The sequence below is a fragment of the Streptomonospora sp. PA3 genome, assembly GCF_009728995.1.
Classification (GTDB): Bacteria; Actinomycetota; Actinomycetes; order Streptosporangiales; family Streptosporangiaceae; genus Streptomonospora.
The window spans coordinates 176,419-190,061 of record NZ_VTZW01000003.1 but is presented as its reverse complement, the minus strand read 5'-3'; the positions used below and the strand labels follow the sequence as shown (position 1 = coordinate 190,061).

The window sequence follows — 13,643 nt, the reverse complement described above, 5'->3', positions numbered from 1 at the left end:
TCCATTCCTCGATCATCGCCGGTCCGCGGCGCGGCACCGGTCGAACAACACACCCGCCGCCGCGGCGCGGCGGGCGTCTGCCATGGGCGGCCGCGGCGCCGCCCGGGCGCCGCCCGGCCGTCCGGCCCCCGGCGGGGCCGGACCGCCGTGCGCGCGGCCGCGCCGAGCGCGCGCACGGCCGGGGTCCTCCCTTACTCCGCCTGCGGAGGCAGCTTGGCGACCACGGGGTGGTCGGTGTCGAGCTGGCCGACCTTGGAGGCGCCTCCCGGAGAGCCGATCTCGTCGAAGAACTCCACGTTGGCCTTGTAGTACTCCGACCACTGCTCGGGGAGGTCGTCCTCGTAGTAGATCGCCTCTACAGGGCACACCGGCTCGCAGGCGCCGCAGTCGACGCACTCGTCCGGGTGGATGTAGAGCATGCGCTTGCCCTCGTAGATGCAGTCGACGGGGCATTCCTCGATGCACGCCTTGTCGAGCACATCGACGCAGGGCTGCGCGATGACGTAGGTCACGTCGTACTCCTCTTCGGTCTTCGCCACGTTGACCGCGCGTATAAGTGTCTTCGCTGTCACATAGCCTGGGCGATGCCGGGAGTCCGGAGCGGGACCGCCGGGCACCTGACACACGATTCGCACCTTCCAGTATTGCGCCCACCGGGCGTTTCCGCGTAATTGGGGGTCGATCCCATGGGCTTCGCCCCGCGATTGAGGGCCGAGGCGACACCGGAGGACATCGGTCGGCGCGCCACTGTGCGCCTTCGGCTGCCTGGCGGGGGCTTCCGGGATATCGTCGGAGTGCTGGAGTCCTGGCAGGACGGTCTGATACGGATACGCAGACGCGACGGCACTGTGACAGAGGTCACCGCCGACGATGTCGCCGGAAGCCGTATCGTGCCGCAGCAACCGCCGACGCGCAGGCGGGGCGGCGGCAGGCCGACGACGGACGGCTAGCGGCCCGCCGCCGGCGAGCGCACCGCAGGCGGCCCCGTGCGGTGCGGTCCGCCGCTGATGTTGAAGGGGGAGGTGGCGAGTTCACGCCATGCAGGAGACCGTGGCTTCCGCCCTCGCTCAGCTCGCCCGCTCCGACTCCCGCGCGGCCCAGGTCGCCGAGACGGCACTGTCCACGCTGACCGACGGGCGCAACCTGGAGGCGCTCACCCAGCACGCGGTCCAGGAGTTCTGCTGGTACGTGCTGCCGGTGCGCTTCTCCACCGACTCCGCCGAGCGCCTGTTCGCGGCGCGCTCGCTGGGCCGCCTGTTCACCCTGCTGGGCCTGGACCGCTACGCCGCCATCTGCACCTCCGGCTGCACTCGCGACATCCTCGAGAACTACCGGGTCAGCCACGACTCCGGGCACCAGGCCTACCGGCGGGCGATGCGCGCCTCGGGCGTCGAACCGCCCGACCTGCCCGAGCTCACCTGGGGCAGCACGCTCGGCTCCGCCGAGATCGCGGCCTACCAGGCCACCTCGGCGTCCCTGGAGCTCGCCGTCGCGCTGGACGAGCTGCGGCCGGGCACCCCGGCCTGGCGCAACTCCCAGCAGCAGCAGACCCGGGCGTTTCTGACCCAGCCCGACCCGCAGGGCCGCAGCAGGCTCGACCGCGTGCGCGAGGAGCGGGTACGCGCGTGGCTGTCCTCCCCCTCGCACCCGCACCGCCAGCGGCTGTGGCCGCTGCTGGGCCAGCTGATCAGCGGGGCCGAGACCCCGCCCAACGCCGCGAGTGCGCTGGCGCCGGTGGTGCGGCTGCTGGACTACGCCGACGACGGCATCGGCCTCACCCAGATCGGCTACATCTCGCCCAGCGTGGTCCGCGAACTGTGCGCGGAGTTCGACTGGGCCACCTCGCCCGCGCCGCCGCGCAGCGAGACCGACTCCACGCAGCTCATCGCGCTGCACAAACTGCTGCGCACGATGCGGGCGGTGCGCAGGTCGGGGCGCCGCCTGGTGCTCACCCGGCGCGGGCGGCTGCTGCACGACGACACCGAGGCGCTGTGGCGCGCCGTCGCCGAGAGCGTGCTGGACACCGACGGCTTCGCCCAGGCCGCCACCGAGACCCTGCTGGGGCTGCTGCTTTCGCACTCCTCCCGCTCCACCGGCAGCCACGCACGCGAGACCTGCACCGACATCGCCGAGGAGGCCCGCCTGGTGCTCGCCGACTCCGGCTGGGGCAGCGACTCCCCGGGGCGGCTGCCCGACACCCAGCAGGTCGGCTCGGTGCTCATAACGGTGACCTGGCTACTGGAGACGCTGGGGTTCGTCGTCGACGGCGATCTGCTGGGCGAGGGCGGCAGCCACCAGCTGACCAAGGCCGGGCACGCGTTCTCGCTCACCGCCATGCACCTCTCGGCGACCACTCCCCCGACCTCGCTCTAGCCCGTCGACCGCCCGCGGCTCCGGGCGCGCCACCCGGTGCGCGGGCAGGCGGCCGTGCCTCTAACCTGGGGACGGCGTACCGGCGCCACCGGCGCCGACTCCCCCGTGCAGCGCCTCCGCGAGCCCTTTTTCGACGAGCTGGAGCACCATGTCCGCGCCTGAGCCCACCGATCGGGACCACGCAGCCGCGCCGCGATCCGCCGAGGACACCGGCACGCGGCCCGACGAGGCCGCAGGGCCCGACGGCGCCGCACCGCAGGCGCGCGCGGCCTCGGCCGCCGACCTGCTGCCCAGCCCGGTGTTCGTGCTGCTGCTGGGACTGGGCGGGCTGGCGGGCTGGTTCTCCTGGACGCGCGCCGAGGTCCAGTGGACCGGTGACGACGCCACCGCCTACGTACCCTTCGTGTTCATCCTCGCCGGATGGATCGTCTCGCTGGCGCTGCACGAGTTCGGCCACGCCGCAGTCGCCTACCGCTTCGGCGACCGCTCGCTGCGCGGCAGCGGCTACCTGCGGTTGAACCCCTTCCGCTTCGGCGAGCTGTTCGCCAACCTGCTGATGCCGGTGGCCTTCCTGCTGCTGGGCGGGATCGGCCTGCCGGGGCCGGCGAGCTACCTGGACCCCGCGGCCGTGCCGAGCCGAGCCCGGCGCAGCCTCATCGCGGCCGCGGGGATCGCGGTCAACCTGGTGCTGGCGGCCGCGGCCGCGGCCGCGGTCGTCATCCTGGTGCCCGCGGGCATGTTCACCGACAACTGGATGCTCGGCGGGCTGATGTACCTGTGCTATCTCAACCTCACCGCCGCGCTGGTCAACGTGCTGCCCATCCCGGGTCTGGACGGCTTCGGCGTGCTGGCGCCCTATCTGCCCGGCACCGTCGCCGAGCGCGTCCGGCCGTGGGCGCTCTTCGGCGTCATCGCGGTCTTCGCGGTGCTGTGGGTGCCCCAGGTGAACGTGCGGCTGCCGACCCTGGCGGCGGAGCTGTTCGTCGCCCTGGGGATGCCGCAGATCGACGTCGGCTTCGGCGAGGTGCTGCTGCGGTTCTGGGTCTCCTGACGCCGCCGGCGCGGACGTCCGGCGGTCAGGGGCCGGGCTCGGTCATCACGACGGCGATACCGACCGCGGTGAGGCCGCCGAAGAGGTAGCAGTAGTCGATCACCGTCGAGGTCAGCACCACGTCGCCGCCGGAGTTCACCGCGATCAGGGTGAACACGGCGCCCGCCCAGCCGAACGCCGGCAGCCCGGAGCCCAGGCGCGAGCCCATGCCCCAGCCCGCGGCCCGGCAGCCGGCGAAGAGCGCGGCCAGCACGGCCACCAGGGCGACCGAGGCCGCGGCCTGCCCGGCCGAACCGGACTTCCACAGGTAGGACAGCCATCCGGCCATGACGGAGCCGCCGAAGCCCACCCCCACCCCCAGGGCGAGCAGTACCGCGTATGCCATGCCCGTGACGATCGGGTCGGCGATCCGCCTGGCCGCCTCCGCCCGGCCGCGGGACTGGTCGGCGGCCGGAGGCGGCGGGTAGGGGCTCGGCTGCTGCGGTGCGGGCACGTCGGGACTTCCTCCTGGGTCGTGGCCGGCGGCGGGTACGGCCGGCCGGTCGGGCGGAGCGGTCGGGGCGAGCGACCGGCCGCCGGCGGGATCGGTCGCGGCGGCTCAGGCGAACAGGTCGGTCTCCAGCCCGTCGGGCCCCCGATTGCCCCGGCGCGGCGCGGCGCCGCCGATCTGCGTGAAGTACTCCACCGCCCCGATCTCCTGGGCGATCCCGTTGGACAGCGCGAACAGCTCGCCCTCGACGCTGATCTGGGTGGCGTGCGCCCGCATCGCCAGCGCCTTGGCGGCCCAGTGCGGCGAGGCGTCGATGCGGGCCGTGACGAGGCTGTCGGGGGTGCCCGGCGCGATGTCGGCGGCGGAGTCGGGGGCCCGGAACGGCCCCGGGTTGTCCCTCAGCCGCTCCGCCGACGCCTCCAGCAGCGACTGCGGCTGCGCGATGGCGTAGAGCTTGCGGGTCTGCCACGGCGATCCCGGCAGGGCGCGCTCGGCGGCCTTCTCGAACGCGCGCACGGTGACGCGGTGGGCCTGGATGTGGTCGGGGTGGCCGTAGCCGCCGTTGTCGTCGTAGGTGACGACGACGTGGGGGCGCACCTCGCGGATGACGGCCGCGAGCAGGTGCGCCGCCTCCTCCACGTCGGCCTGCCAGAAGCAGCCGGGGCGGTCGTTGGTCGCCGCGCCCATCATCCCGGAGTCGCGGTAGCGGCCGGGCCCGCCGAGGAACCGGTGGTCGCGCACGCCCAGGGCGAGGCACGCCTTGTCCAACTCGCCGATCCGGTACTCGCCGAGGGTGTCCTCGCGGTCGGAGCCCAGGTGCGCCAGCTCCGGCGGGATGATCTCGCCCTCCTCGCCGCGCGTACACGTCACCAGGGTGACCTCGGCTCCCTCGGCGGCGTACTTGGCCATGGTGGCTCCGGTGACGATGGTCTCGTCGTCGGGGTGGGCGTGCACCAGCAGCAGTCGCCGATCTGTCATGGTCTGGACGATACCCGCGCCGGCCCGCCGGGCACGGCTCCACACGCCAGCGGCCGCGTCTGGGCAGCACGGCCCGCGCCGACCGCGGCACCGGTGCACGATGCGCCACAATCGACCCATGAGCTTTCCTCGGCAACAGGCCCGCACGCGGCGGTTCACCCTCGGTGTCCCGCGCGCGTTCCAGATCTCCCCGGACGGCCGGCGGGTGGCGTTCCTGCGCGGCAGGGACGGCGACGACACCGCGACCTGCCTGTGGGTACGCGAGGTGGACAGCGGCGCGGAGCGGGTGGTCGCCGACCCGCGCACCGTCGGTGCCGGCGACGAGGACCTGCCCGCCGAGGAGCGCGCCCGCCGGGAGCGGCTGCGCGAGACCGGCGGCGGCATCGTCTCCTACACGGTCGACCGCGAGTTCGCCCGCGCCGCGTTCACCCTCTCGGGGCGGCTCTACACCGTCGACCTGGCCGGCGGCGGCGCGCCGCGCGAGGTCGCGGCCGCGGTCGCGCCCGTGGTCGACCCCGCGATCTCGCCGCGGGGCGGTGCGGTGGCCTACGTCAGCGGCGGGGCCCTGCACGTCGTCGACCTCGGCGGCGGCGATCGCGTGCTGGCCGAGCCCGACGGCGACGGCGTCGCCTGGGGGCTGGCGGAGTTCGTCGCGGCCGAGGAGATGAGCCGGTACCGGGGGCTGTGGTGGGCTCCGGACGGCTCGGCGGTGCTGGCGGCGCGGGTGGACGACTCCCCCGTCGCCCGGTGGACGATCGCCGACCCCGCCAATCCGGAGGCGCCCGCGCAGACGATCGCCTACCCGGCGGCGGGCACGCCCAACGCCGATGTGCGGCTGGCGGTGCTGAGCCTGGAGGGCGAGGGCGCGGCCGAGCCGCGCTGGCTCGAATGGGACCGCGCGGAGCTGCCCTACGTCGCCCGCGCCGGGTGGACGGCGACCGGCGGCGGGCAGCAGGGCGGCGATGCGGCGGCCGAGTCCGCGGCCGGCGAGGTGGTGTTCACCGCGCAGAGCCGGGACCAGCGCACGCTGGCGCTGTTCCGCGCCGATCCGCGTACCGGGACGGTGCGGCGGGTCCGCACCGAGTCCGACGAGGTGTGGGTGGAGATCATGCCGGGCGTGCCCGTGTTCACCGCGAGCGGCGACCTGGTCTGGATCGGGCGCGGCGACGCGGGCGACGCGCGCCGCGTGCTGCTGGTGGGCGGCCGGGAGATGGGACCGCTGGACGGCGGCTACCTGCGGTCGGTCGCCGACGTCGACGGCGACCACGTGCTCTATACGGCGTCCCCGGCGGGGCGGCCCGGCGAGGTGGGGCTGTGGCTGCTGGACTCGCGCGGCGGCACCACCGTCGCCGTCGACGTTCCGGGCGAGTCCGCGGACGGCGGCTCCGCTGAGGCGGGCGCTGTGCTTTCGGGCCGCCTGCGCGGCGGCACGCTGGTCGTCCAGCGGCGCGACATGGAAAGCGACGGCGTGCGCACGGTCCTGCTGCGGGACGCCGGCGCCGGCGGCGTCGGGGCGGCGCGGGAGTCCGCCGGGGAGATCGCGAGCTTCGCCCACGCACCCGATCTGCCCCGCCCGAGCGTGCGCTTCTGGAGGGCGGGCGATCGGGGGATTCCCGCGGCGCTGGTGCTGCCGTCCTGGTACGACCCGGACGCCGGTGTGCGGCTGCCGGTGCTGATGGACCCCTACGGCGGCCCGCACGCCCAGCGGGTGCTGTACAGCCGGTCGGCGTACCTGACCTCGCAGTGGTTCGCCGACCAGGGTTTCGCCGTGGTCGTGGCCGACGGGCGCGGCACGCCGGGCATCAGCGTGGAGTGGGAGCAGGCCGTCCACGGCGACCTGGCCGCACCCGTGCTGGAGGACCAGGTGACGGCGCTGCATGACGCGGCCAAGCGCTTCGGCTGCCTGGACCTGGACCGGGTCGCGATCCGCGGCTGGTCCTTCGGCGGCTACCTGGCTGCGCTGGCCGTGCTGCGCCGCCCCGAGGTCTTCCACGCGGCGGTGGCGGGCGCGCCGGTCACCGACTGGCACCTCTACGACACCCACTACACCGAGCGCTACCTGGGCACGCCGCAGGGGCGCCCGGGCGACTACGCCCGCTCGTCGGCGCTGGAGGGCTGGAGCGAGCCCCACCGCCCGTTGCTGCTCATCCACGGCCTGGCCGACGACAACGTCGTCTTCGCCCACACTCAGCGGCTGTCCTCGGCGCTGCTGGCGGCGGGGCGCCCGCACACGGTGCTGCCGCTGTCGGGCATCACCCATATGGCCTCCGAGGAGACGACAGCCGAGAACCTGCTGCTGCTCCAGGTGGAGTTCCTGCACCGGTCCCTGGGCGCACACGTCCCGCAGGAGGCCGGACGGGCCGGGTAGCGGAACACGGTCCACCACCGTGTTCACCGTCTCGCCATTCGGTTGCCATGGAATGGTGGCCGGATCCGGCCAATTCAACAGGTTGCGGCGACCCTGGGTGACGACGCCGGCGATCGGTGCGTCGTCGCGGAAACGCCTACGCACGGCGCCTTTCCGTGTCCTCTGCGCCTCTTGTGCCTCCTGTGGCCTCGTGCGAACACGGTGATTCGCGACATCCCGTGATCTTCACGGTTTTAGGACGGCCTGTCGCAACTGCCGGTAATGACTTATGGTTTCCGAACGCTCACTGAAAGTCGGTGAGTAGGCGCGGCGGCCCTGTGTCCCTCTCCTTTGCGTGCGGCCGCCGGCCACCGGCGGGACCTCCGTCGAGTCCCCGCTCGTCGGCGGAGGTCCCCCTCCTCTCGCTAGTCCGGAAAGAGCAGCAGTGCGCAAGTCCCCCTATGTCTGGGCGTTCGCCGGTGCGGCCGTCGCCCTCAGCCTGGTCGTCGCCGACGCGTCCACGGCCGCCGACCACGCCGCCGTCCCCCAGGACGTGGCGCTCACCTCCGCCGAAGGCGCCGCCGATGCGGCCACCGGCCCGCTGCGCGACCCGGGCGGCGGCGGCGCCGCGGCATCGCCCTCGCAGCAGGCCCGGGACGCCGACCGCACGACCGCGGGTCGGCGGCAGGCCGGACTCACGGTCACGATCCGGGGCAACGGGGCGCTGCCAGGCGATGCCTACGACGTTCTCCCCGGCGACGGCCCCGGTCTCCCGGAATTCGGGGCAGTGCCCCTCACGGGCTAAGCTTCCGCTGAGCCTTGTCGGTATGCGATGAAAGGCCGGAATAGGCCCGAAATGTCGCGGACGCGACCGGAGCGCCGGTCCTGCGGTGCTCATCCGGCGTCCCCACCGGCGCAGCGGCTTCACGAGCGCTCCGGCGCCGACAGGGGCACCGGAGTCTCGCGCATCGCAACGCCCGGGTGCGCGAGGCCGGCCGGCGTATTCGACCCGCATCCATTCCCCAGTGCGCCGGCCGGCTCCCCGGGCCCCATCCGACCCGGGCCCTATCCGACCTGCTCGGAGAGCACGCCGAGGCCGTGTTTGGTGGGTCCGTCCGTAGCGAGCGGCGCACTCGTGTGCGCCCCGCGCCCGATGGCGCGAAGCGCCGATTTCCGGCGCGGGGCGCCGCCATAGGGACCAGTGCCGCTCTCGCAAGGCCGAGGAAGGAGTCAGGGCGGGCCCCCTGTCGACTGACGAGAACGCAGCGAGAGCGAGAATCCCTACCCTACGCAGCCGCGCAGTAGGACAGCGACCCACCAAACACGGCCTACGATCGAAGGCATGCGCTTCGTGCCCGCTGCCCTGCTGCTCGACGCCCTGTGCGTACTGGCCTTCGTGGTGATCGGCCGGATCAACCACGAGGAAGGGCTGACCGCCGCCGGCGTGGCGCTCACGCTGTGGCCGTTCCTCGCCGGGACGGCCGCGGGATGGGCGGCGAGCCTGCCGTGGAAGCCGTGGCGGAATCCGGCGGCGGTGATGCCGACCGGAGTGCTCGTGCTGGTGCTGACCGTCGGTGCGGGCATGCTGCTGCGCTCGGCGGCGGGCGGGGGGACTCCGCTCTCGTTCGTGGTCGTCGCGGCGCTCTTCTTGAGCGCCGCCCTGCTGGGCTGGCGGGCGATCGCCCTGCTGCTGCGCCGGCGCTCCGGCGGGCGCACCGCCGCCGGCGCCCGCAGCGGCTGACCGGCACCCGGTTGCGGCCGCCCCTGGCGCGGCCGCCGCGGATCCGCGACGATGGGACCGGCTCATGCGAGCCTTCCACCGCCCGAGCCCGGAGGGATCCCGTGGTCGACCAGGTGCTGATCGCCATCGCCGCCGCCGTAGCGGGCAAGGCGGTGGAGCCGCTGACCGAGAACGCCGCAGCGGCCCTGCGCGGCCTGCGCAAGGCGGTGCTCGCGCGCTTCCGCGCCGAGCCCGAGGCCCGCGAGGCCCTGGAGTCGGCGCAGATCGACTACGAGGACGCCGAGGCCGTCGAGGTCCTGGCCGAGCACCTGGACTCCGCCGCCTCCTCCGACCCCGAGATCCGGCGGCTCACCGAGGAGCTGCGCCCCCACTTCGACGCCTCCGAGGGCGGCGTCGTCAACAGCATCCAGGGCGACGTCAGCGGCAACGTGGTCCAGGCCCGCGACATCCACGGCGGGATCGACCTGAACCGCTGAACCACGCCTGTAAACGCGCACTTAAGCTGGGGCGCGTGACCGACCAGGCCGTTCCCGACTCCTCCGCCCCGCGCACGCCCGCAGCGGAGGCCCCCGCACACCACGAGGTCGGCGTGGGACCGTGGCCGGGGCCCTGGCCCGAGGGCGACCATTACGATCCCGAACTGCTCGCCGAGGGCGACCGCCGCAACGTGGTCGACCGGTACCGCTACTGGCGCCGCGAGGCGATCGTCGCCGACCTGGACACCCGGCGCCACCCCTTCCACGTGGCCGTGGAGAACTGGGAGCACGACTTCAACATCGGGTCGGTGGTCCGCACGGCCAACGCCTTCGGCGCGGCCGCCGTGCACATCGTGGGCCGGCGCCGGTGGAACCGCCGCGGCGCCATGGTGACCGAGCGCTACCAGCACGTCCACCACCGCCCCGACGCCGCCGACCTGGTCGATTGGGCGCAGCGCAACGGGCTGCCGCTGATCGGTGTCGACAACCTGCCCGGCGCGGTGCCGCTGGAGACCTACCCCCTGCCGCGCGCCTGCGTACTGGTCTTCGGCCAGGAGGGCCCGGGGCTCTCGGCGGAGGCGCGCGCCGTGTGCGAGTCGGTGCTGTCCATCGGCCAGTACGGATCCACCCGTTCGATCAACGCCGGGGCGGCGGCCGCCGTCGCCATGCACGCCTGGATCCGGGCGCACGTCTTCCACCAGCATCCCTGACCGCCGCCCGCACCCGCCCCCGAACGCGATCGGGGCCGCCCCGCTGGGTGCGGGACGGCCCCGAAGGAGCGCACGGCCTCGCCGCTATTCGGCCCGGCTGCTGGTCAGCGCACCCAGCAGGTCGCGGTTGAGCTGGGAGATGGTGTCCAGCGGGATGCCCTTGGGGCACACCGCGGCGCACTCGCCGATGTTGGTGCAGCCGCCGAAGTCCTCCTCGTCGTGCTGGTTCACCATCTGGACGACGCGGGCCTCCCGCTCGGGCTGGCCTTGGGGCAGCATGCCCAGGTGGGTGACCTTCGCCGCGGTGAACAGCATGCCCGAGGCGTTGGGGCAGGCGGCCACGCAGGCGCCGCAGCCGATGCAGGTGGCCGCGTCGAACGCGCGGTCGGCGTCGGCCTTGGGCACCGGCATGGCGTGGGCGTCGGGAGCGGTGCCGGTCGGCGCGCTGATGTAGCCGCCGGCCTGGACGATCCGGTCGAAGGAGCCGCGGTCCACGACCAGGTCCTTGATGACCGGGAACGCCTTGGCCCGCCACGGCTCCACGGTGATGGTGTCGCCGTCGGAGAAGCTGCGCATGTGCAGCTGGCAGGTCGTGGTGGTCTCGGGGCCGTGGGCCTCGCCGTCGATGACGACGCCGCACGCCCCGCAGATGCCCTCGCGGCAGTCGTGGTCGAAGGCCACCGGCTCCTCGCCCTCAAGGGTGAGCTTCTCGTTGAGGACGTCGAGCATCTCCAGGAAGGACATGTCGGGCGAGACGTCCTCGACCTTGTAGGTGACCATCCGACCCTTGTCGTCGGGGCCCTTCTGGCGCCAAACGCGCAGGGTGATGTTCACTTGTAGCTCCGCTGCTTCATCTCGACGTATTCGTATTCCAGGGGCTCCTTGTGCAGGACGGGCGGCTCGCCGGTCCCGCCGAACTCCCACGCGGCGACGTAGGCGAACTCGTCGTCGTGGCGGAGCGCCTCGCCGTCCTCGGTCTGGCTCTCGGAGCGGAAGTGCCCGCCGCAGGACTCACGGCGGTGCAGCGCGTCGACGCACATCAGCTCGGCCAGCTCGAAGAAGTCGGCCACGCGGCCGGCCTTCTCCAGCGACTGGTTCAGCTCCTCGTTTGTGCCCAGCACCCGGACGTTCTGCCAGAACTCCTCGCGCAGCTCGCGGATGCGCTCGACGGCCTTGCGCAGGCCCTCCTCGTTGCGCTCCATGCCGCAGTAGTCCCACATGATGTGGCCGAGCTCCTTGTGGAAGGAGTCGACGGTGCGGTCGCCGTTGACCGAGAGGAGCCTGTCGATGCGCGCGCGCACCGCTTCGGCCGCCTCCTTGGCCTCCGGCGTGTTCTCGTCGAGCTTCTCGAAGGGCCCGCCGGCGAGGTAGTCGTTGATGGTGTTGGGCAGCACGAAGTAGCCGTCGGCCAGGCCCTGCATCAGCGCACTGGCGCCCAGGCGGTTTGCGCCGTGGTCGGAGAAGTTGGCCTCACCTGTCACGAACAGCCCCGGGATGCTGCTCTGCAGGTCGTAGTCGACCCACAGCCCGCCCATGGTGTAGTGCACGGCCGGGTAGATGCGCATCGGCACCTCGTAGGGGTTCTCGCCGGTGATGCGCTGGTACATGTCGAAGAGGTTGCCGTACTTCGCCTCGACGGCGGGGCGGCCCATGCGCTTGATCGCGTCGGCGAAGTCCAGGTAGACGCCCAGCCCGCCGGGACCGACGCCGCGCCCCTCGTCGCAGACGTTCTTGGCCGCCCGCGAGGCGATGTCGCGCGGCACCAGGTTGCCGAAGGAGGGGTAGATGCGCTCCAGGTAGTAGTCGCGCTCGTCCTCGGGGATCTCGCGCGGGTCGCGGCTGTCGCCCGCCCGGCTGGGCACCCAGATGCGGCCGTCGTTGCGCAGCGACTCGCTCATCAGCGTCAGCTTGGACTGGTAGTCGCCGCTGACGGGGATGCAGGTGGGGTGGATCTGGGTGTAGCAGGGGTTGGCGAAGTAGGCCCCCTTGCGGTGGGCCCGCCAGGTGGCGGTGACGTTGCACCCCATGGCGTTGGTCGACAGGTAGAAGACGTTGCCGTAGCCGCCGGTGGAGAGCACGACGGCGTCGGCGAAGTGCGTCTCGATCTCGCCGGTGACCATGTCGCGGGCGATGATGCCGCGCGCCCGCCCGTCGACGACGATCAGCTCCAGCATCTCGTGGCGGGTGTTCATCTCCACGGTGCCGGCCTGCACCTGGCGCTCCAGGGCCTGGTAGGCGCCGATGAGCAGCTGCTGGCCCGTCTGGCCGCGGGCGTAGAAGGTGCGGGAGACCTGGACGCCGCCGAAGGAGCGGTTGTCGAGCAGGCCGCCGTACTCGCGCGCGAAGGGCACGCCCTGGGCCACGCACTGGTCGATGATCTCGACGCTGACCTGGGAGAGCCGGTAGACGTTGGACTCGCGCGAGCGGAAGTCGCCGCCCTTGACCGTGTCGTAGAACAGCCGGTAGATGCTGTCGCCGTCGTTGCGGTAGTTCTTGGCCGCGTTGATGCCGCCCTGCGCGGCGATGCTGTGCGCCCGCCGCGGGCTGTCCTGGTAGCAGAAGGACTTCACCTGGTACCCGGCCTCGCCCAGGGTGGCGGCGGCCGACGCCCCGGCCAGACCGGTGCCGACGATGATGACCGACAGCTTGCGGCGGTTGGCCGGGTTGACCAGCTTGGCGGAGAAGCGGCGCTTGTCCCAGCGCTCGGCGATGGGGCCCGCGGGTGCCTTCTCGTCGCGGATCTCGTCGCCTTCGGTGTAGAGGTCCCTCATTTATTCCACCAGCCCCAGAGTCACAGATAGCGGCGTGAGCAGGAAGCCGACCGTCAGGGCCGCCGCGATCACGGTCGCGATGATGTTCAGCGAGCGCTGCCGGCTCTGCCGGTTGGCGCCGAGCGTCGTCAGGGCGCTCCAGATTCCGTGCCGCAGGTGGAGGCCCACGGCCACCACGGAGGCGACGTAGAAGAGCGTGACGTACCAGAACTCCGGCTGGAAGCCGGCGACCATCCGCTCATACGGGCTGTCGGAGGCGCCGCCCGGGTGGATGGTGTTGGTCGTCAGGTGCAGCACGTGGAAGACCACGAACAGAGCGATCAGGATGCCGCCGTAGCGCATCGTGTAGGAGGAGTAGCTGCGCTGCACGCGCTTGGTCACCTGGTAGCGCACGGGGCGCGCGCGGCCGGCCCGCCGCCACAGCACGGCGGCCGCGTAGGCGTGGACCAGGACGCTCGCCAGCAGCACCACGCGCATGATCCACAGGAAGCCCCCGTGGGGCAGCATGGGCTCGCCCAGCTCGCGCAGGTGGTGGGAGTAGTCGTCGAAGGCCTGTTGGCCCGCGAAGACGTTCAGGTTGCCGTACATATGGGCGATCAGGAAGAGCACGAGGATCACGCCGGTGACCGCCATCGCGGACTTGAGGGCCACCGTGGAGCCGAGTGCCTCCGATCGCTGCTTGGTCAGGGTACTGTTCGCCACAGCT

General features: G+C 72.8%; 13 protein-coding genes. 7 read left to right on the top strand and 6 right to left on the bottom strand.

From position 1 onward, the window contains the following. Positions 1-191: 191 nt before the first annotated feature. A complete protein-coding gene (gene fdxA / locus FZ103_RS01260) occupies positions 192-512 on the bottom strand; it encodes a ferredoxin (RefSeq protein ID WP_186355723.1) in 321 nt (106 codons plus the stop codon). A gap of 526 nt (positions 513-1,038) precedes the next feature. On the opposite strand from fdxA, the gene FZ103_RS01250 reads away from it, so the two are divergent. After that, positions 1,039-2,373, top strand: a complete 1,335-nt coding sequence (locus FZ103_RS01250; protein ID WP_155998147.1) for a hypothetical protein — start codon at positions 1,039-1,041, stop codon at positions 2,371-2,373. A gap of 148 nt (positions 2,374-2,521) precedes the next feature. After that, entirely contained in the window at positions 2,522-3,424 is a 903-nt protein-coding gene (locus tag FZ103_RS01245) for a site-2 protease family protein (RefSeq protein ID WP_155998146.1), read from the top strand. 25 nt (positions 3,425-3,449) lie between these two features. Here FZ103_RS01245 and FZ103_RS01240 read toward each other — a convergent pair whose 3' ends face one another. Then, entirely contained in the window at positions 3,450-3,917 is a 468-nt protein-coding gene (locus FZ103_RS01240; RefSeq protein ID WP_155998145.1) for a hypothetical protein, read from the bottom strand. Between the two features lie 105 nt (positions 3,918-4,022). Further along, positions 4,023-4,892, bottom strand: coding sequence for an N-acetyl-1-D-myo-inositol-2-amino-2-deoxy-alpha-D-glucopyranoside deacetylase (gene mshB, locus FZ103_RS01235; RefSeq protein WP_155998144.1), 870 nt, complete (start codon positions 4,890-4,892; stop codon positions 4,023-4,025). Between the two features lie 118 nt (positions 4,893-5,010). Here mshB and FZ103_RS01230 point away from each other — a divergent pair, with 118 nt between their 5' ends. From FZ103_RS01230 to FZ103_RS01210, 5 genes are all read left to right on the top strand, one after another. Next, entirely contained in the window at positions 5,011-7,260 is a 2,250-nt protein-coding gene (locus FZ103_RS01230; protein ID WP_155998143.1) for a prolyl oligopeptidase family serine peptidase, read from the top strand. Between the two features lie 424 nt (positions 7,261-7,684). Beyond that, positions 7,685-8,044 carry a hypothetical protein gene (locus tag FZ103_RS01225; protein ID WP_155998142.1) on the top strand — a complete coding sequence of 120 codons (360 nt, stop codon included), beginning with the start codon at positions 7,685-7,687 and terminating at the stop codon, positions 8,042-8,044. Between the two features lie 537 nt (positions 8,045-8,581). After that, a complete protein-coding gene (locus tag FZ103_RS01220; RefSeq protein ID WP_155998141.1) occupies positions 8,582-8,980 on the top strand; it encodes a DUF3054 domain-containing protein in 399 nt (132 codons plus the stop codon). Positions 8,981-9,081: 101 nt separating this feature from the next. Next, a complete protein-coding gene (locus FZ103_RS01215) occupies positions 9,082-9,456 on the top strand; it encodes a hypothetical protein (RefSeq protein ID WP_186355630.1) in 375 nt (124 codons plus the stop codon). Between the two features lie 35 nt (positions 9,457-9,491). Further along, entirely contained in the window at positions 9,492-10,166 is a 675-nt protein-coding gene (locus FZ103_RS01210; protein WP_394350065.1) for a TrmH family RNA methyltransferase, read from the top strand. 84 nt (positions 10,167-10,250) lie between these two features. On the opposite strand, the gene FZ103_RS01205 is transcribed toward FZ103_RS01210, so the two are convergent. From FZ103_RS01205 to FZ103_RS01195, 3 genes are read right to left on the bottom strand one after another with little or no spacing between them, the layout of a single operon-like run. After that, a complete protein-coding gene (locus FZ103_RS01205) occupies positions 10,251-11,000 on the bottom strand; it encodes a succinate dehydrogenase/fumarate reductase iron-sulfur subunit (RefSeq protein ID WP_186355629.1) in 750 nt (249 codons plus the stop codon). After that, the gene (locus tag FZ103_RS01200) at positions 10,997-12,937 is read right to left on the bottom strand and encodes a fumarate reductase/succinate dehydrogenase flavoprotein subunit (protein ID WP_155998140.1); all 1,941 of its coding nucleotides are present in this window, start codon (positions 12,935-12,937) and stop codon (positions 10,997-10,999) included. Before FZ103_RS01200 ends, FZ103_RS01205 begins: the two co-directional genes overlap by 4 nt. Then, on the bottom strand, positions 12,938-13,639 hold the full coding sequence (locus tag FZ103_RS01195) for a succinate dehydrogenase cytochrome b subunit (RefSeq protein WP_186355628.1): 702 nt from the start codon (positions 13,637-13,639) through the stop codon (positions 12,938-12,940). Positions 13,640-13,643 lie beyond the last annotated feature (4 nt).

Excerpts from the sequence above, each read along its gene's own strand:
- FZ103_RS01200 (WP_155998140.1), bottom strand. The coding sequence starts at position 12,937 with ATGAGGGACCTCTACACCGAAGGCGACGAGATCCGCGACGAGAAGGCA.
- FZ103_RS01230 (WP_155998143.1), top strand. The coding sequence starts at position 5,011 with ATGAGCTTTCCTCGGCAACAGGCCCGCACGCGGCGGTTCACCCTCGGT.
- FZ103_RS01245 (WP_155998146.1), top strand. The coding sequence starts at position 2,522 with ATGTCCGCGCCTGAGCCCACCGATCGGGACCACGCAGCCGCGCCGCGA.
- FZ103_RS01220 (WP_155998141.1), top strand. The coding sequence starts at position 8,582 with ATGCGCTTCGTGCCCGCTGCCCTGCTGCTCGACGCCCTGTGCGTACTG.
- mshB (WP_155998144.1), bottom strand. The coding sequence starts at position 4,892 with ATGACAGATCGGCGACTGCTGCTGGTGCACGCCCACCCCGACGACGAG.
- FZ103_RS01250 (WP_155998147.1), top strand. The coding sequence starts at position 1,039 with ATGCAGGAGACCGTGGCTTCCGCCCTCGCTCAGCTCGCCCGCTCCGAC.